The organism is Xanthomonas citri pv. citri (assembly GCF_000961215.1).
GTDB lineage: Bacteria > Pseudomonadota > Gammaproteobacteria > Xanthomonadales > Xanthomonadaceae > Xanthomonas > Xanthomonas cissicola.
In genome coordinates this window covers 982834-1003336 of sequence record NZ_CP008998.1, presented here as the reverse complement: position 1 = coordinate 1003336, position 20503 = coordinate 982834, and the positions used below count along the sequence as shown (strand labels likewise).

General features: G+C 66.1%; 19 protein-coding genes and 1 pseudogene. 8 read left to right on the top strand and 12 right to left on the bottom strand.

The window, feature by feature from the left end; all coding sequences use genetic code 11:
* Window positions 1-21: 21 nt before the first annotated feature.
* From AMD14_RS04805 to AMD14_RS04780, 6 genes are all read right to left on the bottom strand, one after another.
* Window positions 22-816: a thymidylate synthase gene (locus tag AMD14_RS04805; protein ID WP_005910703.1), complete on the bottom strand. Its 795-nt coding sequence runs from the start codon at window positions 814-816 to the stop codon at window positions 22-24.
* The gene (lgt, locus tag AMD14_RS04800; RefSeq protein ID WP_011050571.1) at window positions 813-1703 is read right to left on the bottom strand and encodes a prolipoprotein diacylglyceryl transferase; all 891 of its coding nucleotides are present in this window, start codon (window positions 1701-1703) and stop codon (window positions 813-815) included. Before lgt ends, AMD14_RS04805 begins: the two co-directional genes overlap by 4 nt.
* A gap of 53 nt (window positions 1704-1756) precedes the next feature.
* Complete coding sequence (locus AMD14_RS04795) at window positions 1757-2248, bottom strand: TPM domain-containing protein (protein ID WP_011050570.1); 492 nt, start codon at window positions 2246-2248, stop codon at window positions 1757-1759.
* Window positions 2248-3141 carry a TPM domain-containing protein gene (locus AMD14_RS04790; protein ID WP_015472553.1) on the bottom strand — a complete coding sequence of 298 codons (894 nt, stop codon included), beginning with the start codon at window positions 3139-3141 and terminating at the stop codon, window positions 2248-2250. Before AMD14_RS04790 ends, AMD14_RS04795 begins: the two co-directional genes overlap by 1 nt.
* Before the next feature lie 336 nt (window positions 3142-3477).
* The gene (locus AMD14_RS04785) at window positions 3478-4116 is read right to left on the bottom strand and encodes a LemA family protein (protein WP_005910712.1); all 639 of its coding nucleotides are present in this window, start codon (window positions 4114-4116) and stop codon (window positions 3478-3480) included.
* Window positions 4117-4212: 96 nt separating this feature from the next.
* Window positions 4213-4593 (bottom strand): diacylglycerol kinase, encoded by a 381-nt coding sequence (locus AMD14_RS04780; protein WP_005910722.1) that lies wholly within the window; start codon window positions 4591-4593, stop codon window positions 4213-4215.
* A 181-nt stretch (window positions 4594-4774) separates the two neighbouring features.
* On the opposite strand from AMD14_RS04780, the gene AMD14_RS04775 reads away from it, so the two are divergent.
* Window positions 4775-5476 (top strand): SGNH/GDSL hydrolase family protein, encoded by a 702-nt coding sequence (locus AMD14_RS04775; protein WP_011050567.1) that lies wholly within the window; start codon window positions 4775-4777, stop codon window positions 5474-5476.
* 424 nt (window positions 5477-5900) lie between these two features.
* On the opposite strand, the gene AMD14_RS04770 is transcribed toward AMD14_RS04775, so the two are convergent.
* The 3 genes from AMD14_RS04770 to AMD14_RS04760 all read right to left on the bottom strand — a co-directional run bounded on the left by AMD14_RS04770 (window position 5901) and on the right by AMD14_RS04760 (window position 8790).
* Entirely contained in the window at window positions 5901-7172 is a 1272-nt protein-coding gene (locus AMD14_RS04770) for a sensor histidine kinase (protein ID WP_011050566.1), read from the bottom strand.
* 144 nt (window positions 7173-7316) lie between these two features.
* The gene (locus tag AMD14_RS04765; protein WP_002811889.1) at window positions 7317-8030 is read right to left on the bottom strand and encodes a response regulator transcription factor; all 714 of its coding nucleotides are present in this window, start codon (window positions 8028-8030) and stop codon (window positions 7317-7319) included.
* A gap of 91 nt (window positions 8031-8121) precedes the next feature.
* Window positions 8122-8790 carry an arylesterase gene (locus AMD14_RS04760; protein WP_005921070.1) on the bottom strand — a complete coding sequence of 223 codons (669 nt, stop codon included), beginning with the start codon at window positions 8788-8790 and terminating at the stop codon, window positions 8122-8124.
* Window positions 8791-8899: 109 nt separating this feature from the next.
* Between AMD14_RS04760 and AMD14_RS04755 the strand changes: the two genes are divergently transcribed.
* The 7 genes from AMD14_RS04755 to AMD14_RS04725 all read left to right on the top strand — a co-directional run bounded on the left by AMD14_RS04755 (window position 8900) and on the right by AMD14_RS04725 (window position 16382).
* Window positions 8900-9499 carry an ABC transporter ATP-binding protein gene (locus AMD14_RS04755; protein WP_005921068.1) on the top strand — a complete coding sequence of 200 codons (600 nt, stop codon included), beginning with the start codon at window positions 8900-8902 and terminating at the stop codon, window positions 9497-9499.
* A complete protein-coding gene (locus tag AMD14_RS04750) occupies window positions 9496-11979 on the top strand; it encodes an ABC transporter permease (protein ID WP_011050564.1) in 2484 nt (827 codons plus the stop codon). The genes AMD14_RS04755 and AMD14_RS04750 overlap by 4 nt, the downstream gene beginning before the upstream one ends.
* Window positions 11980-12226: 247 nt before the next feature.
* Window positions 12227-13144: a TauD/TfdA dioxygenase family protein gene (locus AMD14_RS04745; protein ID WP_015462887.1), complete on the top strand. Its 918-nt coding sequence runs from the start codon at window positions 12227-12229 to the stop codon at window positions 13142-13144.
* A gap of 40 nt (window positions 13145-13184) precedes the next feature.
* Complete coding sequence (locus AMD14_RS04740) at window positions 13185-14231, top strand: ABC transporter substrate-binding protein (RefSeq protein ID WP_003485164.1); 1047 nt, start codon at window positions 13185-13187, stop codon at window positions 14229-14231.
* Window positions 14232-14234: 3 nt separating this feature from the next.
* Window positions 14235-15068, top strand: a complete 834-nt coding sequence (locus AMD14_RS04735) for an ABC transporter ATP-binding protein (protein WP_003485166.1) — start codon at window positions 14235-14237, stop codon at window positions 15066-15068.
* On the top strand, window positions 15065-15949 hold the full coding sequence (locus AMD14_RS04730; protein WP_011050561.1) for an ABC transporter permease: 885 nt from the start codon (window positions 15065-15067) through the stop codon (window positions 15947-15949). The genes AMD14_RS04735 and AMD14_RS04730 overlap by 4 nt, the downstream gene beginning before the upstream one ends.
* A 79-nt stretch (window positions 15950-16028) precedes the next feature.
* Entirely contained in the window at window positions 16029-16382 is a 354-nt protein-coding gene (locus AMD14_RS04725) for a DMT family protein (RefSeq protein WP_005910790.1), read from the top strand.
* A 126-nt stretch (window positions 16383-16508) separates the two neighbouring features.
* On the opposite strand, the pseudogene AMD14_RS04720 reads toward AMD14_RS04725, so the two are convergent.
* The 3 genes and pseudogenes from AMD14_RS04720 to AMD14_RS04710 form a co-directional block, all read right to left on the bottom strand.
* Window positions 16509-17432 (bottom strand): annotated as a pseudogene (locus tag AMD14_RS04720) (DUF6607 family protein).
* Between the two features lie 27 nt (window positions 17433-17459).
* Window positions 17460-18092: a ChuX/HutX family heme-like substrate-binding protein gene (locus AMD14_RS04715; protein ID WP_005930913.1), complete on the bottom strand. Its 633-nt coding sequence runs from the start codon at window positions 18090-18092 to the stop codon at window positions 17460-17462.
* A gap of 5 nt (window positions 18093-18097) precedes the next feature.
* The gene (locus tag AMD14_RS04710) at window positions 18098-20329 is read right to left on the bottom strand and encodes a TonB-dependent hemoglobin/transferrin/lactoferrin family receptor (protein ID WP_015462885.1); all 2232 of its coding nucleotides are present in this window, start codon (window positions 20327-20329) and stop codon (window positions 18098-18100) included.
* Between the last annotated feature and the right edge of the window lie 174 nt (window positions 20330-20503).

Sequence of the window (20503 nt, the reverse complement as noted above, 5' to 3'; positions counted from 1 at the left end):
GACCATGCCGCAACTCGCTCGTCACACCGCCACCGGGGCCTTGATTGCCGGATGCGGGTCGTAGCCTTCGATGGCGATGTCTTCGAAGCGGAACGCGAACAGGTCGGTGACCTCGGGATTCAGACGCAAGCTGGGCAGCGCACGCGGTGTGCGCGTCAGCTGCTCGCGTGCCTGCTCGAAGTGATTGGAATACAGGTGCGCATCGCCCAGCGTGTGCACGAAATCGCCAACGCCCAGGCCGGTGGCCTGGGCCACCATGTGCGTCAGCAGCGCATAGCTGGCGATATTGAACGGCACGCCCAGAAAGATATCGCCGCTGCGCTGATAGAGCTGGCAACTGAGCTTGCCGTTCACCACGTAGAACTGGAACAGGCTGTGGCAAGGCATCAGCGCCATCTGCGGCAGCTCGCCGACATTCCAGGCGCTGATCACCAGACGACGCGAATCCGGATTGCGCTTGATCTCATCCACCAGCCACTGCATCTGGTCGATCTCGACACCGTCCGGGCCGGTCCAGCGCCGCCACTGCTTGCCGTACACCGGACCGAGATCGCCGTTGTCGTCGGCCCATTCGTCCCAGATGCGCACCTGGTGGTCGCTGAGGTAGCCGATATTGGTGTCGCCCTTCAGGAACCACAGCAACTCATGGATGATCGAGCGCAGGTGCAGCTTCTTGGTGGTCACCAACGGAAAGCCGTCGTTGAGATCGAAGCGCATCTGCCAGCCGAACACGCTGCGCGTGCCGGTACCGGTGCGGTCGGACTTCTCTGCGCCGTGGTCCAGCACGTGCTGCAACAACTCCAGGTACGGCTTCACTTGGCAGCCTCCACGCCCGCGGGCACCGGCAGCACCGGCTGCAACACCGGCGCGCGGCGCGACATCGCCAGCAGCACCAGGCCAACCGCAACCAACGGCAGGCTCAGAATCTGGCCCATCGTCAGCCAATTGAAGGCCAGGTAGCCGATCGGTGCGTCGGGTACGCGCACGAATTCGACGATGAAACGGAACACGCCATACAGCAATGCGAACAGGCCGGAGACCGCATACCGTGCGCGCGGCTTCATCGAGAACGTCCACAACACCACGAACATCACGACCCCTTCCAGCGCAGCTTCATAGAGCTGCGAGGGGTGGCGTGCGAACTGGTTCAACGCGCCGGCGGCGTACTGCGCCTGGATCTGCGCGGGCAACCGGTCGGCCAGTTCCGGCGCATGCGGAAAGATCACGCCCCAGCCGGCCTGGGTGAATTTTCCCCACAATTCGCCGCCGACGAAATTGCCGAGCCTCCCGAAACCAAGACCCAGCGGCACCAGCGGGGCGACAAAGTCCATCACATCGAAGAAGTGCAACCGGTGCTTGCGCGCCCACAACCAACAAGCGATCAACACGCCAAGCAGGCCGCCGTGGAAGCTCATGCCGCCTTCCCAGACCTTGAACAGGATCAGCGGATTGGCCAGGAAGGTCTCGAACGCATAGAACAGCATGTAGCCGATGCGCCCACCCAACACCACGCCGAGCATGCCGTAGAACAGCAGGTCGGAAAAACCATCCATGTCTACCCCGGGCAAGCGACCGCGCAGGATGCGCGAACGGCCCAGGGCCCAGGCCGAGAAAAACGCCGCCAAGTACATCAAGCCGTACCAGTGCACCTGCACCGGGCCGAGCGAGAAAGCGATGGGGTCGATGGCGTGCAGATAGATCATGCGGACCGCGTATCACGTAGAGCGAGGCCGCTATTCTGACACCTCGCACGCGCTCAGCCTAAAATCCGCGGCCGGTCAGGTAGCTCGTCTTCATGCTGCGCGCCGTCGGTGGCCGGGAAATGTTCGGCCAACAGCTCGGTCGCCGCCTCGATGCCGGCCAGGACAGCCGCTTCGTGCTGGCCTTCGCGCAGGAACTGCTGCATGCGCCGGCACACTTCTGCCCAACGCGCTTCCGGCACCCGGCTGCGCAGGCCGCGATCCGCCACCACCTCGATGGCGTGGTCGGCCAGCAGCAGGTAAATCAGCACCCCGTTGTTGGCTTCGGTATCCCAGGTCCGCAGCTGGGCGAAGGCCTGCTCGGCGCGCTGGCGCGCGCTGTGCCCGCGCCACAACGCCTCCAGTGGCAGGTCGGCCTCGACCGCGACCATGATCTGGCCGGTGTGCGAGCGCTCGCTGGCCGTCACCGCCGCTGCAATGGCGTCCATGCATGCGGCTGGAAATGTGCGCTGCGCCGAGGGCGCGAAGAGATGCCTGAGCCACCGCATTACCAGCTCCCCGAGGCGCCACCGCCTCCTGATGACCCGCCGCCACCGCCCCAGCCACCACCGCCGCCGAAACCGCCACGGCCGCCGCCGCCAAATCCACCGAAGCCGCCACCGCCCCAGCCGCCGCCGCCGACAAAGCGGCCCGGTGAGCCGGAGGATAGGCCCGCCAGCAAGCCGATCACCGCCGCACCCGCGCTGGCGAACAGCAACGACGTCAATAGCAATGCGGCACCGCCGGCGGCAACGCCGGTCAGCACGGCGCGCAGCGGGCGCGGTAGCGCGCCCAGGATGCCGCGCGCCACCATGGCCACCACCAAGCCGATGAACAGCGCCATGATCCAGCCACCGCCGCCCGCGCCGTTGCCCCCCTCGGCATGCCCGCTGACCGGCGCCGGCAGGGCCTCGCCTTCGATCAGGCCGGCCAGGGTTGCGGTCGCCGCCGCGATGCCGCCAGCGTAATCGCCCTCACGGAAGCGCGGCGCCAGATACTCCTGGATGATGCGGTTGGCGGTGATGTCCGGAATGGCGCCTTCCAGGCCGTAACCCGGCTGGATGCGGACGCGACGGTCGTCCTTGGCCACCAGCAGCAGCACGCCGTCGTCCACGCCCTTGCGGCCGATCTTCCATTGGTCGAACACGCGCTGGGTGTATTGCTCGATCGCTTCCGGCTGCGTGGTCGGCACGATCAAGATCTGCAGCTGCGCGCCCTTGCGCTGCTGCAAGGCCAGCGCCTGTTGCTCGAGTTGCTGGATCTGCCCCGCATCCAGGGTGCCGGTGACGTCGACCACCGGCGAGCGCAGCGACGGGATGGCAGCCAACTCCTGCGCCAGCAACGACGCCGGCAGCAGCAACAACGCCATCATCCACACCACTCGCAAAACCATTCGCCGCATTGCCAACTCCTATGTGATGCGCGCCGCTCGTCGATCAACGCTGGGTTTTGCCAAGCCCTCTCCCTGCGTGACAGTGCCTCTTACAGAGAGGGGGTCCGTCCGAAGCGAAGCCACGGGTAGTCGGGACGATTGCGAGGACTGGCACCGTCCCCTCACCCAACCTCTCCCCCCGACGGCAGAGCGGCTAGCTCTCGCCTCAAACGTTCTGTGGTTTGGTCCGCAGATTCGTGCTGATGTGCCGCTTGGCATGCGTTGCCTTGATGCGTGCCTGTGCGTACTTCGACAGCGCGTGCTGCGCTTGCTAGCGGCGACTGCACAGGCACGCACAGCCGCTGATTACTGCGCAGGCTGCGGCGCGGGCTGTTGCTGCGGCGTCTGCTGTGGCGCCTGCTGCGTGCCGAAATCCACCTGCGGAGCGCGCGAGATCTGCGCTTCGTTTTCCACGCTGAAATTGGGCTTGGGCTGGTATCCGAAGATCTTGGCCGTGATCACCTGCGGAAACGAGCGGATGTAGGTGTTGTAGTCCTGCACGGTCTGGATATAGCGGCCACGCGCCACGGTGATACGGTTTTCGGTGCCTTCCAGCTGCACCTGCAGATCGCGGAACGACTGGTCCGACTTGAGCTGCGGATAGTTTTCGCTGACCACCAACAACCGCGACAGCGCGCTACCCAGCTCGCCTTGCGCCTGCTGGAACTGCTTCAACGATGCTTCGTCATCGGCGTTGACCTGGATCTGGCCGACGCGCGCGCGCGCATTGGTTACTTCGGTCAGGACCTGACGTTCCTGCTGGGCATAGCCCTGCACGGTGCGTACCAGGTTGGGAATCAGATCGGCGCGACGCTGATACTGATTGAGCACCTCCGACCAACCGGCCTTGACGCCCTCTTCCTTCTGCTGGATCGCGTTATAGCCGCAACCGGACAGCGACGCGGTCAGGATCAGCAACACCAGGGCGCGAATCAGGACAGGCATGCAGGCGACTCCGTTGGAAGAGAGACCGAGCATGCCACGTGCCAAGTCAAGCCCGCATGCACACGCCCCTGAGCGGTTCGCCCTGCCCATCGTGCGTCACCACAGCCGCGGCAGCAGGATCAATCCCCAGCAGAGCAGCACATTGATCAGCAACACGAATACCGCGGCCGAGCCCATGTCCTTGGCACGCCCGGCCAATACGTGGTGTTCCGGGCCGTAGCGTTCGATCACGGCCTCAATGGCCGAGTTCAGCAGTTCGGCAGCCAGCACGATCAACAGCGGTGCAATCAGCGCGATGCGCTCGAGTCCCGACTGCCCGAGCCACAGACCGAGCGGTACCAGCACCGCCGCCAGACAGACCTCCAGGCGGAACGAAGATTCGTGCAGCCACGCCGCGCGCAATCCCTGCCATGACCAGATCGCCGCCTTGAGCATGCGACGCGGGCCGCGCGGGACGTGCCCCAATTGATCGGCCATGCGTCAGCGCGTCCTGCCGCATGGGCGAAGAAGGGAACAAGTCGAACGCATGGCATGGTCGCTGCTGGGGAAAGTGCGAATCTTGCACCGTGGCGACCCGCCCCGCCAGCCGCTGCCAGGTTTGCCCTCGGCTTCCAGCCTGGCGCACCATGGCAGCCCGCTTCACTTTGAAGGTTCCTGCATGACCATCCATCGCCTGCGCATCATGCTGTGCGCCCTCGCCCTCCTGTCCGGCCATGTGTACGCCGACGCCCTGCACACCGCTCCGGCGGTGCCGGCGCAGGTCTCCAATGCCGCTTGGGAAGAAGACATGCAACGCTTCGCCGAAAGCGACGCGCGTCAGCCGCCGCCCAAGCACGGCATCGTGTTCGTCGGCAGCTCATCGATCCGGTTCTGGGAGACATTGGCACAGGATTTCCCGGGCAAGCCGGTGATCAATCGCGGTTTCGGCGGCTCGGAAGTGCGCGACAGCACCTGGTACGCGGACCGCATCGTGATTCCATACGCGCCACGCCAGGTGGTGCTGTACGCCGGCGACAACGACCTCAACAGCGGCCGCACGCCCGAACAGGTGCGCGATGACGTGCTGGCATTCGTGGCACGTGTACGCCGCGACCTGCCCGAGGCACGCATCAGCTATCTGTCGATCAAGCCCAGCCCGTCGCGCGCGCAACTGCTGCCGGCCGTGATCAAGGCCAACCGCCTGATCAAGGACGCGCTAGCCCCGCTGCCGCGCGTGGACTTCGTGGACATCTACACCCCGATGCTCGATGCCAGCGGCAAGCCGCGCGCGGAACTGTTCCGCGCCGACAGGCTGCATATGACGGCCGATGGGTACGCGATCTGGCGCAAGGTCGTGGCACCGGTATTGGAACAACGCTAGAACGCAACCGAGCCAATCCGGCGCGCCTGTCGCCGGATCGCCGGTCTGCAGGCGAGACGTTGGCTGCCGCTCCAGGGCGGCACGTTGCATCGTGGCGGCAAACGGCCGGTCCTGTTCTCACACACAACTGACGTAGGCATCTGCGATGTCGGCCCGCGGCGAACGCGTTGGCGGTGTGCGCGAGCGATGCCAGCCATGCCAGGCCTCTGCAACGTCGCTAAACACGCCGCAAGCGCGTACGCGTCGCGCGCTGCACTATCGACACCACGTTGCGCGTTCCGGCTGCCGAGCAAGGAACATAGTGGTCCAAGCGGTGATCCAATACCGCGTGCAGCAGGCCTTCGTCGTTGCCTGCCATCGCTGCCTGACGACTTGGCCGGCAGCAAGACATCATCAGCACGCGCCAGCACCACTGAATGCCGCCTCAGGCGACGACCACCGCCACGGACGTACCGACGCCGGCTTCGCTCTGCAGTTCGATACGCCAGCCGAAGCGATCGCACAGCCGACGGACGATCGACAGGCCAAGCCCAGTGCCTTGCGGGCGGGTAGGGTCGGCGCGGAAGAACGGTTCGAACGCGCGTGCCCGCGCTTCTTCGCTCATGCCAATGCCGGTATCGCGGACCACGATACGGTCGTGGGTCACCTCGACCTCGATGCTGCCGGTATCGGTGTAAGCGCAGGCGTTACGCAACAGATTGCTGAGCACCACCCGCATCACCCTGGGCGGGGCGAACATCTGCAGGCTGCGGTCGCCGACCATGCGCAACGACACCGGTTTGTCGCCAAGCAGCTCACGCGCGCTTTGCAGTTCTTCGCTGGCAAGCTCGGCCACATCGAAGTTTTCGCTCTGCGGGTCGATCTCGGCTTCGCGTGCCAGGATCAGGAACGCATCGATCACCGCCTCCATATCGTGGCCGGCGCGCTGGATGCGGCGCAGGCTGCGCTGCGTGCGCGCGGACAATTCGTCGTCGGCCAAGGCCATGTCGCTGGCCACGCGGATCACCGTGAGCGGAGTGCGCAATTCATGGCTGGCATCGCGGGTGAAGTTGCGTTCGCGCGCGACATGCTCGCTGACGCGCAACCCCAGCGCATGCAGCGCGGCGGCCAGCTGGCGCGTTTCGCCCTGCAGTTCGGCAGGCAGCCGCTCCGGAGCCAGTTCGTCCACATCCGGGTTGCGCGGGTCCCAATGCGACACGCGCCGGGCCAGCCAGCTGATCGGCGAGACCAGCCGCTTGGAAACCCGGTAGGTGAACCATGACACGCCGTAGATTGCCACCAACACCACAATCGCCGGCACCACACCGAACCACCAGGTCAGATGCGCCGCGCGCGAGCGCGGAAACACCAGATACAGCCGCCCCTCCGGACGTTGATCGACATACACCAGCGCATCGGCGGCAGCCACTTCGCTGAAACCCGGAGACAGGTGGCGCAGCGCGGCCGGAGCCGCCTCGGCGGCGGTACCGGCGGGCGAAAAATAGCCCTGGATGTTGCGCGTATTCGGCGGCCGGTTGTCCGGCACGCTCTTTTGCATCTGCCAGAAATGCACGGCCTCGTCGGCGAGCACGGTGCGCACCAGGCTGTATTTGATGACGAACGACACCAGATACCCGGCCAGCACGAGCGCCAAGCTCGCCAGCGCGACCTGCAGCAGGAAGGCCAGACGTATTTTTCTCGGGAGCCCGTGTGGCATTGCCGCATCCAGGAAGGAGCGCCCGAGTATAGGCAGCACTTCCGTGAGTCCTTCGTGCAACCAGCCGGCAGCACAGGAGATCGATCGGCGCGTGAGCGCCTGCACAGCGGCCGGCCGCCAGAACGGCGGCCGGCGCGCAGGACATCACGCCATCGGTTGGGCGATGTCGGCGATGCGATAGCCGGCGCTCTGCACGGTGTGCAGCAGCGGACGGTCGAACGGCTTGTCGATGATCTTGCGCAGGTTGTACAGATGGCTGCGCAGGGTGTCCGAATCGGGCAAGCCGTTGCCCCAGATTTCGCGCTCGATTTCCTGGCGGGTGACCACACGCGGCGATTCGCGCATCAGGATGGTCAAAAGGCGCAGGCCGATCGGCGAAAGCTGCAGCTCGGTGCCGGCACGGGTGGCGCGCATGCTCACCGGGTCAAGCACCAGGTCGGCGACCTTGAGCACTTCCGAGCCCACCTGGCGACGCTCGCGACGGATCAGGGCACGCAGGCGCGCTTCCAGTTCCTGGATCGCGAACGGCTTGGTCAGGTAATCGTCGGCGCCAAAGCCCAGGCCGGTGAGCTTGTCGTCCAGCGTGTCGCGGGCCGTCAGCATCAACACCGGGGTGGACTTGCGTGCGTCGTTGCGCAGGCGGCGACACACTTCGATGCCGTCCAGGCGTGGCAGCATGAGATCCAGCACGACCACGTCGTAGCTGTTCTCCGCGGCAAGACGATAGCCGTCCAGGCCGTCCTGCGCGTAGTCGACCTCGAAGCCACGGCCTTCCAGGTACTCGCCGATCATTTCGGAGATATTGCGGTTGTCTTCGACGACCAGCACGAGGCCGGACGTTTCCTTGGTCTGACGCATGGACTTTCCTCGGTCTTCAGCTTTGTGAAACATGCCGGATCGACGGTGGAAAGGGCGTGAAGACTGGATACCGTGTTGCGTTGTCCGGCATTTAGCGGCCGAGCAGCGGGCGCAACGCCGGCCACACCGTCTCCAGCACCTTCGGTTGCGCAGCGGCGGTGGGGTGCAGACCGTCCGCCTGCATCAGGCCGGGCTGCAGCGCGACCTTTTCCAGAAAGAACGGCACCAGCGCGGTCTTGTACTGTTTGGAAAGGTCCGCATAGGTCGCCTTGAGCCGCTCGCGGTAGGCTGGGCCGTAATTGGGCGGCACGTCGATCCCGAGCAGCAGTACCTTCGCGCCGGCTTGCTGGCTGAGCTGAATCATCTTTTCCAGATTGCCCTTGAGCTGGGCCGGAGTCAGCCCTCGCAGCGCGTCGTTGCCGCCGAGTTCGATGACCACCACGCCGGGGCGGTGCTTTTCCAGCAGGCCCGGCAGCCGGGTCAGCGCGCCGGATGTGGTTTCGCCGCTGATGCTGGCATTGACGACTGCCGGTGGCGTCGCCATGTCACGCTTCAGGCGTTGGTCCAATAAAGTCACCCAACCGGACTGCACCGGGATGTTGTGCGCAGCGCTCAGGCTGTCGCCGACGACCAGGATCGGCGCGGTGGCGACCGGACTTTTGGCAGAGGCGATCCCCGGCGCAAGCAGGGAGAGTGTCAGCAGCCACAGGACCAGCACGCCATATCGCAGTGTTCTTTCACGCATTCGGAGATTCCTCATCGACAGTCTGGCCCCCCGCTCCAGCACCCGCACCGCCATCGACGTTCGCGAGGTCGGCAAGTCCGTCAGTGGCCCGGAGGGAACGCTCCACATCCTCGACAACGTGAGCTTGACGGTCAGTGAAGGCGACAGCATCGCCATCGTCGGTGCGTCCGGTTCGGGCAAGACCACCCTGCTCGGCTTGCTGGCCGGGCTGGACCTGCCCAGCCGCGGCAGCATCGTGCTGGCGGGCCAGGACCTGGGCCAGCTCGACGAAGAGGCGCGCGCCGCGCTGCGCGCCCGCGACGTCGGCTTCGTGTTCCAGAGCTTTCACCTGCTGCCGGCGCTGACTGCCGAAGAAAACATCGCACTGCCGCTGGAACTGGCCGGGCGCGAGGATCCGGCGCGGGTGCGCGAAGTGCTGGAGGCCGTGGGCCTGAGCGCACGTGCGCGGCATTATCCGCGCCAGCTGTCCGGCGGCGAGCAGCAGCGCGTGGCGTTGGCGCGCGCATTCGTGGCGCGCCCGCGCATCCTGTTCGCCGATGAGCCCACCGGCAGCCTCGACCAGGCCACAGGCGCGCAGATCAGCGACCTGTTGTTCGCGCTCAATGCCACCAGCGACACCACGCTGGTCCTGGTCACGCATGACATGACGCTGGCGCAGCGTTGTCGCCACATCTACCGCATCGACAGCGGCCGCCTGCACGCACAGACCGGTCCGGCCGCATGAACGTCGTGCGACAAGCCGCGCGCGCAGTACGCCGCGAATTCCTGGCCGGGGACCTGCTGACCGTGTTCGCCGCGCTGGTGCTGGGCGTGGCGGTGATGACCGCGGTGGGCACCCTGGTCGACCGGGTGACGCTCGCGCTGACCTCCAGCGCGGCCGAAGTGCTCGGCGGCGATCTGGGCGTGACCGGGCGGCAGGAAATCCCGGCCGACTTCGCCGAAGAAGCCAGACGACGCGGCCTGCAGAGTACGCGCATGGTCAGCTTCCCCAGCGTGTTGTTCCATGGCGATGCCAGCCAGATGGCCAATATCCGCGGCGTCGGCGCCGGCTACCCGCTACGTGGGCAGTTGCTGGTGTCCAAGAACGGCACCGGGACGGAAGGCAGCGTCGCCAGCGCACCGCCGCCGGGCCAGGCCTATGCCGATCCGCGCCTGCTCGAAGCGCTGGGCCTGCACATAGGCGAGCAACTGGAATTCGGCGCCGGCCATCTGACCATCACCGGCGTGTTGCGCGCCGAACCCGATGCCTCCGGTGAGCTGATGCAACTCTCGCCGCCGCTGCTGGTCAATCGCGCCGATATCGAAGGCGCCGGCCTGCTCGGCCCCGGCAGCCGCGCCTCCTATCGGTTGATGTTCGCCGGCGCACCGGATGCCATCGCCGATTTGCGCGCTTGGTTGAAACCACGCGCCAGCGAGTATCGCCTGGTCGGCATCGAAGACACCCAGCGCGGCATGCGTGCAGCGTTTGATCGCGCCGGCCGCTTCCTGGCCTTGTCGGCGTTGCTGGCGGTGCTGTTGTCCGGTGTGGCCACGGCCCTGGCAGCGAACCGGTTTGCGATGCGACGCATCGACACCGTGGCGGTCCTGCGCTGCCTGGGTGCCCGCCAGCGCGACATCCTGGCGATGCTGTCGCTGCAATTGTTGCTGACGGCGATACCGGCCTGCCTGGTCGGTATCGGGCTTGGCATGCTCGCGCAGGAAGGCCTGGTGCAGGCGCTGGGCAGTCTGATCCCGAACCGGTTGCCGCTGCCACAGGCCACCCCTGCCCTGGCCGGTGCAGGCATCGGCCTGGTGCTGTTGCTGGGCTTCGGCCTGCCGCCGCTGCTGCGGCTGCGCAACGTGCCGCCGATGCGCGTGCTCAACCGCAGCTTTGCTGCAGTGCCGCCCAGCTCGCTGCTGGTGTATGGCGCAGCCCTGGCCGCCACGCTGGCGCTCACCGTCTATGCCACCGGCAATCTGGTGTTGGCCGGTTGGGTGCTGGGCGGCCTGGCCGCGCTGGCACTGGTGGCGATGTTGCTGGGGCTGGGCCTGCTCGCGTTGCTGCGACCGATCCAGCACCGCCTGCGCGGTGCCTGGAAACTTGGCCTGGCCTCGCTGACCCGGCGCCGCGGCTTGAGCGTGGTGCAGCTGGTCGGGCTGTCGCTGTCGTTGTGCGCGCTGTTGCTGCTGGCGGTGGTCGGCCCGGGCCTGCTCGGTCAATGGCGCGACCGCCTGCCGGCGGACACGCTCAACTACTTCCTGATGAACATCCAGCCCGAACAAACCCAGCCGGTGCTGCAGACGCTGCGCGGTCTGGGGGTGAACGATGCGGCCGTGGAGCCGTTTTCCACCGGGCGCCTGGTCGCCATCAACGACAAACCGCCGGTGCGCGGCGAGCGTGACCCGGCCGACGATGGCGACGGCGACAACCGGCCAGTGAATTTTTCCTGGCGCCATGCGTTCCCGCCCGCAAATACGCTGCTGCAGGGCAAGTTCTGGGCGGCCGACAGCACCGCGGCGGAAGCCTCGGTGGAAGAAGGCTGGGCGCAACGCTACCAGCTCAAACTGGGCGATCGCATCACCTTGCTGCTGGGCGAACAGCAACGCACGTTCACCGTGACCAGCATCCGCAAGGCCGATTGGGATTCGTTCCGGGTCAACTTCTTCCTGCTGCTCAATCAAGGGTCGGTCGGCGATGCGCCGTACAACCTGATTTCCGCCTTCCACCTGCCGCCGGGCAATGCGTCCAAGCTGGCGGCGCTGAGCCGCGCCTATCCGAACATTTCGTTGCTGGATATCGACGCAATCCTTGGGCGCGTGCGCGAGGTCATCGACCAGGTGGCACAGGCGGTGCAATTGGTGATGGGCTTCAGCCTGCTGGCCGGCGTGCTGGTGTTGCTGGCCGCGTTGCAGGCCACCGCGGGCGAACGCCGTTACGACAGCGCGGTATTGCGCACCCTGGGCGCACGCCGTGGCCAGCTACGCGGTGCGGTGCTGGTGGAATTCGGCGCGCTTGGCTTGCTGGCGGCGACGCTGGCAGTGTCCGCTGCGGCCGTGATCGGCGCGGTCGTGGGGAAGCAGGCGTTCGAGATTGCGTTGACGCCGGATTGGCCGCGCCTGCTGCTCGGCGGCGCATTCGGGCTGGCGTTGAGTCTGTTGGCGGGTTGGTCGGGCACCCGGCGCATCTTGTCCACGCCGCCGGCGTTGGCATTGCGGAGCGAGTAAGCGCGGGTAACACGCGTCGCATGCGGGCAACGGCGTGCGACACGCGGCCTGGTGGCTGTGCTGCATGCCAGGCGACGGACGCCGTGGCGCGCCGCGTGAGACGCCTCGCCGTCGGTGAGTGCTGCATATGTCTGCAGCGCATAAGCACCTTGCAAATCGTACGTTCGCAGCGGTGGCACGACGGCCTAGAGTGGTGTGTCCGGCCGCCGGCCCAGGCGGCCTTTCGTTGCCGTCGAGGTGCCACGCCATGGCCAGCATCACTTCCGCAGCGCGTGTGCACACGCCGCGCGATGCGTCTTCCCCCGTGCAGACCTCCAGCGTCCGGATCGTGCCCTTCGACGCTCCGCTGGGTGCCGAGGTGATCGGCCTGGACCTTGCGCAACCGCTGGATGCCGCCACCTTCGCGCGTATCCATCGCGCGCATCTGGATCATCACGTGCTGGTGTTTCGCGATCAACGCATCACACCGGCGCAGCAGGTGGAATTCAGCCGTCGCTTCGGGCCGCTGCAGATCCATGTGCTGCGCAACTTTCAACTGCGCGGGCAGCCGGAAGTGCTGGTGGTATCCAACATCAAGGAAAACGGCGAGCCGATCGGCCTGGGCGACGCCGGGCATTACTGGCACTCGGATCTGTCGTACAAGCAAACCCCGAGCCTGGGGTCGCTGCTGCATGCGCAGGAGCTGCCCAGCGAAGGCGGCGACACGCTGTTCGCCAACCAGCACCTGGCATGGCAGACGCTGCCCGAATCGCTCAAGCGCACGGTGCAGGATCTGCGTGCCGAACACAGTTATCTGGCCAAGTACGAAGAGCTGCGCGCCCGCAATCCGTGGCGCCCGGCACTGACGCCGGAGCAGATTGCCGAAGTGACACCGGTGCAGCACCCGGTGGTGCGCACGCATCCGGAAACCGGCCGCAAGGCGCTGTTCGTCAGCGAGCATTTCACTACTCGCATCGTCGGCCTGCCCGAGGACGAAAGCCGCGCGCTGTTGCAGACGCTGTTCGAACACTCCACGCAGGCTGCGCTGGTGTATCGGCATCGCTGGCAGCCGCACGACATGGTGTTCTGGGACAACCGCTCGGTGATGCATCTGGCTGCGGGCACGCCGGATCATCTGCGCCGTCGGCTCAACCGCACCACCATCGAAGGCGATGCGCCGTTCTGAGCATCACCTGTTCCCTTCCCCTTCTCGACTGGAGCGCCGCATGCGTTTGACCGTCTCTTCCCACGCTCCTTTGCCGCACCGGCGTTTTTCGCGGCGCATCGCGCTGCTGGTGTTGGCCGCGTTGCCGCTGTTGCATAGCGCGCATGCGCAAGCCGAAGGCAAGCTGCGGATCGCCAAGCAATTCGGCATCGTTTACCTGCTGCTGGACGTGGCGCAGGACCAGAAGTTGATCGAACAGCAGGGCAAGGCCGCCGGCGTGGACATCGACGTGCAGTTCCTGCAGCTCTCCGGCGGGGCGGCGGTCAACGACGCGTTGTTGACCGGTTCGATCGATATCGCCGGTGCCGGCGTCGGCCCGCTGTTCACCATCTGGGACCGCACGCGCGGCCGCCAGAATGTCCGCGGCGTCGCCTCGCTGGGCAATTTCCCGTACTACCTGATCAGCAACAATCCGCGCATCAAATCCATCGGCGATTTCACGCCAAAGGACCGCATTGCGGTACCGGCGACAGGTGTCTCGGTGCAGTCGCGGTTTCTGCAGCATGCCTCGCAACAACGCTGGGGCGACAAGGGCACCCATCAGCTCGATGCGCTGCAGGTCGCGTTGCCGCATCCGGATGCCGCCGCGGCGATCATCCGTGGGCGCAGCGAAATCACCGCGCATTTTGCCAGCCCGCCGTTTCAGGAGCAGGAACTGGCGCGTAACCCGGCCGCGCATATCGTCACCAGTTCGTACGAGATCGAAGGCGGCCCGTCGTCGGCAACGGTGTTGTACGCCACGGAAAAATTCCGCCAGGACAACCCCAAGACCTATCGCGCATTTGTCGCCGCCCTGGACCAGGCAGCAAAGTTCGTCACTGCCCATCCGGAGCAGGCGGCCGATATCTTCCTGCGCCGTAATGGCTCGGGCATCGATCGCGCGTTGGTGCTGCAGATCCTCAAGGACCCCAAGGTGCAGTTCACCGTGGCACCGCAGAACACGCTGGGGCTGGGCAAGTTCATGCAGCACAGCGGGGCGATCAAGCAGGCGCCGGGCAAGGTGGGCGATTACTTTTTCGACGACCCGCTGATTGCGGGCGGGAGCTGAGCGATGTCGACGCCCCTGCTGCAGGTCGATCATGTCAGCCTGGAATATGCCTCCGCCCAGCGCGTGGTGCGCGCGACCCATCGCGTGCGCTTCGATGTGCACGAAGCCGACCGCTTCGTGCTGCTCGGGCCATCGGGCTGCGGTAAATCCACATTGCTCAAGGCGGTTGCCGGCTTCGTTGCGCCGCGCGAAGGGCAGATCCGTCTGGAGGGGCATGCGGTCACCGGCCCCGGGCCGGACCGGGTGGTGGTATTCCAGGAATTCGACCAGTTGGCGCCTTGGAAAAGCGTGCGCGAGAACGTGGTGTTCGGGCTGCGCGCGGCGCGCAAGCTCGGCCGCGCCGAAGCGCGCGAGCGGGCAGACGAAAGTCTGGCCCAGGTCGGGCTGAGCGGATTTGCAGATGCCTACCCGCACACCTTGTCCGGCGGCATGAAGCAGCGCGTGGCCATCGCACGCGCACTGGCGATGCGCCCGCGTGTCCTGCTGATGGACGAACCGTTCGCGGCACTGGATGCGCTGACGCGTTCGCGCATGCAGGAGCAGGTGCTGGAATTGTGGGAACAATTGCGCTTCACGCTGCTGTTCGTCACCCATTCCATCGAAGAAGCGTTGGTGGTCGGCAACCGGGTCTTGCTGTTGTCGCCGCACCCGGGCCAGGTGCGCGCCGAACTCAACGCGCATGCCTTCGGCCCGCACAGTGCCGGCAGCGTGGCGTTCCAGCAGACCGCGCAACGCATTCACCGGTTGCTGTTCGATCTGCCCGATGAAACGCTGGATGACGACAAGGTGGCACCGCTGCGTCGCCCGTCCCTGCGCCAGCGCGAGGCGCTGACATGAGCCGCAGCACTGCAAGCGCATTGCCACCGATTCCACCGGTGCGGCCCGAGTACGAAGTGGCGCTGACGCCGCTGGACCCCGCCCTGGTTGCCGCGACCACGCCCACGCGTTGGCAGGCACCGCCGTGGCTGCGCAAGACATTGGTGCTGGCGGTCTTGGTTGCGGCATGGGAAATCGCCGCGCGGCTGGTCGGCGACGATCTGATGCTGCCCGGCGCAGGGCAGACCGCGCGCGCGTTCTACGACGGGCTGCTGTCCGGCGAACTGCTGCGCCGGGTCGGTGCCTCATTGCGGGTGCTGGCGCAGGGTTATGCGCTGGGCGTGCTGCTGGCGTTCGTGCTGACCGCACTGGCCGCTTCCACACGCTGGGGCCGGGATGTGCTCGGCACGCTGACCGCCATGTTCAACCCGCTGCCGGCCATTGCGCTGTTGCCGCTGGCCTTGCTGTGGTTCGGGCTGGGCACCGGCAGCCTGGTGTTCGTGCTGGTGCACTCGGTGCTGTGGCCGCTGGCGCTGACCACCTACGCCGGCTTCCAGGCAGTGCCGGACACGCTGCGCATGGCCGGGCGCAACTATGGCCTGCGCGGCCCGCGCTACGTGGCGCAGCTGCTGATTCCGGCGGCGCTGCCGGCGATCCTGTCCGGGCTGAAGATCGGCTGGGCGTTCGCCTGGCGCACCCTGATCGCCGCCGAATTGGTCTTCGGCGCCACCTCCGGCCAGGGCGGCCTGGGCTGGTACATCTTCCAGAACCGCAACGAGCTTTATACCGACAAGGTGTTCGCGGGGCTGGCGATGGTGATCGTGCTGGGGCTGCTGGTGGAGGGCGTGGTGTTCCAGGCGGTCGAGCGGCTGACGGTGCGCCGCTGGGGCATGCAGCGCTAGAGCGGCCTCGGCGGTGCGGTCGCGTGCGCTTAACGAGGTTGGCTTATGCTTCGGCCCCCATTCTCTGCCGCTCGCCGCCATGCCCACCGCCCCCTTCACCGCCTACCTGTACCCGGTCCTGCTGCTGATCGCCAGCAACGTGTTCATGACCTTCGCTTGGTACGGACACCTGAAGTACAAGACCACGCCGCTGATGATCGCCATCCTGGTCAGCTGGGGCATCGCGTTCTTCGAATACTGCCTGCAGGTGCCTGGCAACCGTCTGGGCAGCGCGGTGTATTCGGCGCCGCAGCTCAAGGGCATGCAGGAAGTGATCACGCTGCTGGTCTTTGCCGGTTTCTCCACCTTCTACCTGGGGCAGTCGCTGAAGTGGAACCATTGGGCTGCGTTCGGCCTGATCCTGGTGGCGGCGTTTTTGATGTTCAAGGAATAAAGGCAAAGCGCCGTCTCGCTCGTAGGAGCGCAGCCGGGCGCGACCTCGCAAAGCCTCCCGCGGCGCGATGGGCCTTATCGGGAATGCCATGTCGCGACCGGGCGCGCTCCTACGGCATCCGGGTGCCTAGTTCGCCGGTTCGACCCACTGCGCGAACACCGCATCGATTTGCGCGTCCTTGACCCGCTTGCCCTTCTGCACTGACTCGGCCTGCTCGAACATCGGCACGATCATCGCCATGCCATCCGGCTTGGTTTTCAGATGCAGGCCCGGTGGTGCATGCAGGAATGAGGCCCAGCGCGTGCGCACCCGGGCCCAATAGGCTTGGGTGCCCTTCCAGTACGCATAGGCCGGGGCGAAATCCACCTCGGTGGTCTTGCGGTAATCGTTGAAGCCGAACTCGCGCGCAATCGCTTCCTGGGTGCCGTCGGGCTTGCGCAACACCTTGGTATTGAATTGTTCGTGGGTCCAGCCGTTCGGCGTCAGCGTATGCCGGTTGATCACCGATAGCGCGTTGTAGTCGCTGCGCTTGGTGTACTCGCGCCGCGGCAACGGGCGCCAGCTTGGATCGCTGGTCCAGGTGGGGTGGCCATCGGCGTAGTCTCAGCGGCCGGTCCCGCAATAACGTGGCGCGTCGCTGACTTCATATACGCATTGGGTCCAGGCACCGGCGCTCACGGCCGGCGGCAGCGCGTGCACCGTCCAGGTCTGCTCGGCGGTGAATTCAAACCGTTGCGGTGCCTCGAAGGTCCAGTCCTGCCGCCAGTGCTTGGTCACATGCCCGGTCTTCTCGTCGACCAGCAGATGCTGCAGCACCAGCTTGCGCGGCGAATCCTCCACCACGATCACCACTTCGCTGGCACCGCTGCGCATCGCCGAGGCGCGCTCGTAGCCGGGCTTGAGCAACACCGTCTCGTCGAAGGCAAAGTCCACCGCGTATTCGCCCTGCATCGCCAGGATGCTTTGCCGATCGCGCTGGGCGTCGGCGGCGGCGATCAACGGCAACAGGCTCAGCGTCAGTGCGATACAACGGGGAAACGTTCGGCTCATCGGAACTCTCGGGAGTGGTTGGAGACGTCAGCGGCGCAGGCGCACCAGCGACGTCGTCATGTCGGATGGGTTGTTGTTGCTGGATGTGGTGGAGGCCGTGCGCAAGGCGGCAGCGCGCGCGCAGCAGCAATCGTCCACCGCCACGCGGCCGTCGATGCCCTCTTCACGCGCCAGGCGTGCGGCAACTTCCGCGCCCAGCGCCGACACGGTCGCCAGGCTGGCGACAAACGGCTGCTCGCGGGTGGCGGCGGCCTGCAGGCGCAGCGCGCTCAATCGCCACGCCTCCCCACGCATGCGCCCGGCCAGACGACGCCACAGCCGCTCGCCGACGCCCAGCTCATGGGTTTCCATCGGCAACGGTGGCAGCCGCGCGACCAGGCGATCCCAGATCAGGAAATCGCTGTCAGGCAGCAGGCAGATCCGCCAGCAGCACTGCCCCTCGGCATCGAAGAACCAGATGCTCTCACGCACGCCATCGCTGTCGACCTGCCGGCACGCCGCCGCATCCACCGCGTGCTGCCAGCCATCCAGCTCGTTGCCCAATGCGGGCCGGTACAGGCACAGCACCGTGCCCAACGCCGCCAATTGCTGCGGACGCGGCAGTGCGGCGCGGGTGGCACGTGCATGCGACAACGACGGCAGCGGGCGGGCGATGGGCATGGCCGCTACCAGCTCACCGCCAGGCTGACCGAGGCAGTGCGCCCGGCGCCGGTGAAGCGATCGAGCACCGTGCTGCTGGCCAGCGTGCCATTGGGCAGCGCATTCCAGTCCACGTAGCGGCGGTCGGCCAGATTGAAGATGCCGGCAGTGACCTTGGCGCCAGGCGCGAATTCCCAGTGGCCCATCAGATCCAGCGTGGCGTAGCCGGCCGGGGTGTAATAGCTGTCCAGCTGCGGGCGACGCTTGCGCGCGACGAAGGTGCCGATCAGCTCCGCGCCCCAGGCATCGCCGTCGAAGGCCACGCCGAGCGTTCCGCGCAGCGGGTCGACCGAGTTGAGCGGGGTGTCGTCGGTGAGATTGTCGCCTTCCGCATACGCCAGGGCGCTGTTGAGCGACCAACCCTGCCAACCGGCCAGGGCGCCCAGATCGATTCCGCCGCGCGCTTCGGCCCCCTTGATCACCACGTCGTCCACGTTGCGCGACTGGAACAGCATCAGCCCTTCGGCATTGAAGCCGGCCGGCGCATACGATTCGATGAAGTTGCGGTAGTCGGTGTAGTACACGCTGACGCCCAGATAGCCGACTGCATCGTTGAAACGCAGGCCCAGTTCGCCACCGCGGCTGGTCTCCGATTTCAGATCCGGATTGGCGATGGCGGTATAGCGCGCCTGCAGATTGGTGAAGCCGATATTGACGTCGTTGTACGGCGGCGCGCGGAAGCCATGCGCATAGTTGGCGTACGCCGACCATGCATCGGAGAACCGCCACACCACGCCGAACTTGGGCGAGACCTGGGTTTGATCGATGGTCTCGGCAGCCACGCCCGGATTGTCTTCGCGGAAGATGGCGTCCACCTGCGGCGACAGCCGGAAGTAATCCACGCGCACCCCGGGCGTCAGCGACAGCTGGCCATCGAACAGGCGGATCTCGTCCTGCGCATACAGCCCGAGCTTGGTGGTCTCGCTCTTGGGAAAATCGCGCACCGGGAACACGTCCTGACCGACGCGATTGGTGATCGCGCCATTGGCCAGATTGACCGAGTAACCATCGCGCTTGGCGCGGGTGTCGGTCCAGGTGCCGTCCAGGCCATAGGTGATGTCGTGGCTGAGCGTGCCGGTGTCGATGGCCCTGTGCGCGTTGAACAGCACGCCGTACACGCGCTGATCGAAGGTGTGTTCGTTATGACGGCGGGTGTTGTTGCCGCGCAGCTCGTCGGTACGCTGTAGGCTTTCGCTGTCCTGGCGATACAGCTGCCACTGCAGATCGTCGGCAAGCGCCCAATCCAGCGCATCCAGTTCGTGGCGTAGCGAAACGCGCGCGCGGGTCTGATGGTCGCGTCCGTCCTGCGACAGGATGCGCAGCGATGGCGTGGTCACACGCGGGTCGATGCCGGTCAACGCCTCGATGCTGCCATAGTCTTCGTTGCCTTCCACGGTGAGCTTGAAGCGCTGCTGCGCGCTCGGCGCGTACACCAGTTTGGCGAGCACACTGCGGCCATCGATGCGCTGCGGATTGGCCGCGGTGCGGGCGAAATCGCGGCTGCGGTGATCACCTTGGTTTTGCGTTTCCTGGCCCTGGCGATGACTCACCGCCACCATGCCGCTCCAGCGTTCGCCACCGAACGCGCCGGTGGCACCGGCGAACAGACCGTTCCAGTCGCCTTCGTAGCCGAACTTCAGGCCGACGTAGCTGTGCTTGTCGGCGCTCAGATAATCCGAAGGATCCTTGGTGACGAAGGCGACCACGCCGCCCAATGCATCCGAGCCATACAACGAGCTGGCCGGCCCGCGTACCACTTCCACGCGCTTGAGCGTTTCCAGATCGACGAAGTTACGGTTGGCATTGAGATAGCTGCCGAAACTGAAGGTGTCCGACACCGGCACGTTATCCACCAGGATCGCCACGCGGTTGCCATCCAGCCCGCGGATGCGGATGCCGTTGGCACCGGTGAAGCGGCCGCTGGTGCTGGTGACCGACACGCCCGGCGTGTAGCGAAACAGATCCTTGAGTTCGCGCACCAGTTGGTTGTCGAGCTGTTCGCGATCGATCACATCCACCGTGCTGGGCACATCCACCAGTGCGCGTTGGGTGCGTGTGGCGGTGACCTGTAGCCGGTCGAAGTCGTGCACCTCACGCGCACCCTCCGCTCCGGCATCGCGTTCGGCAGCATGGGCACACAAGGAAATAGCAGGCAGCGCCAGCGACAGCGCGACCACCAGCGGATGCAGGCGGATCATCAGGAGCCCTTGAGCGTCCCCCCGGCAGCGCGCATTGCGGCATAAGCCGCGCGCGGCAGGGAAGATAGAGTTGAGTGACGGGCGGCGGCGGCAGCGCCCGCTGCGATCTTTCCGCACACGCGTTGAGCGAGTGCGGCGAATGGATGCGACGGCGATCGAGCGTTGCGCGGAGAA

Coding starts and splice junctions, on each gene's coding strand:
- AMD14_RS04725 (WP_005910790.1), top strand. CDS start 16,029: ATGCCCACCGCCCCCTTCACCGCCTACCTGTACCCGGTCCTGCTGCTG.
- lgt (WP_011050571.1), bottom strand. CDS start 1,703: ATGATCTATCTGCACGCCATCGACCCCATCGCTTTCTCGCTCGGCCCG.
- AMD14_RS04760 (WP_005921070.1), bottom strand. CDS start 8,790: ATGAGGAATCTCCGAATGCGTGAAAGAACACTGCGATATGGCGTGCTG.
- AMD14_RS04730 (WP_011050561.1), top strand. CDS start 15,065: ATGAGCCGCAGCACTGCAAGCGCATTGCCACCGATTCCACCGGTGCGG.
- AMD14_RS04715 (WP_005930913.1), bottom strand. CDS start 18,092: ATGCCCATCGCCCGCCCGCTGCCGTCGTTGTCGCATGCACGTGCCACC.
- AMD14_RS04785 (WP_005910712.1), bottom strand. CDS start 4,116: ATGCCTGTCCTGATTCGCGCCCTGGTGTTGCTGATCCTGACCGCGTCG.
- AMD14_RS04770 (WP_011050566.1), bottom strand. CDS start 7,172: ATGCCACACGGGCTCCCGAGAAAAATACGTCTGGCCTTCCTGCTGCAG.
- AMD14_RS04750 (WP_011050564.1), top strand. CDS start 9,496: ATGAACGTCGTGCGACAAGCCGCGCGCGCAGTACGCCGCGAATTCCTG.
- AMD14_RS04735 (WP_003485166.1), top strand. CDS start 14,235: ATGTCGACGCCCCTGCTGCAGGTCGATCATGTCAGCCTGGAATATGCC.
- AMD14_RS04780 (WP_005910722.1), bottom strand. CDS start 4,593: ATGGCCGATCAATTGGGGCACGTCCCGCGCGGCCCGCGTCGCATGCTC.
- AMD14_RS04740 (WP_003485164.1), top strand. CDS start 13,185: ATGCGTTTGACCGTCTCTTCCCACGCTCCTTTGCCGCACCGGCGTTTT.
- AMD14_RS04795 (WP_011050570.1), bottom strand. CDS start 2,248: ATGCGGTGGCTCAGGCATCTCTTCGCGCCCTCGGCGCAGCGCACATTT.
- AMD14_RS04790 (WP_015472553.1), bottom strand. CDS start 3,141: ATGCGGCGAATGGTTTTGCGAGTGGTGTGGATGATGGCGTTGTTGCTG.
- AMD14_RS04710 (WP_015462885.1), bottom strand. CDS start 20,329: ATGATCCGCCTGCATCCGCTGGTGGTCGCGCTGTCGCTGGCGCTGCCT.
- AMD14_RS04775 (WP_011050567.1), top strand. CDS start 4,775: ATGACCATCCATCGCCTGCGCATCATGCTGTGCGCCCTCGCCCTCCTG.
- AMD14_RS04765 (WP_002811889.1), bottom strand. CDS start 8,030: ATGCGTCAGACCAAGGAAACGTCCGGCCTCGTGCTGGTCGTCGAAGAC.
- AMD14_RS04745 (WP_015462887.1), top strand. CDS start 12,227: ATGGCCAGCATCACTTCCGCAGCGCGTGTGCACACGCCGCGCGATGCG.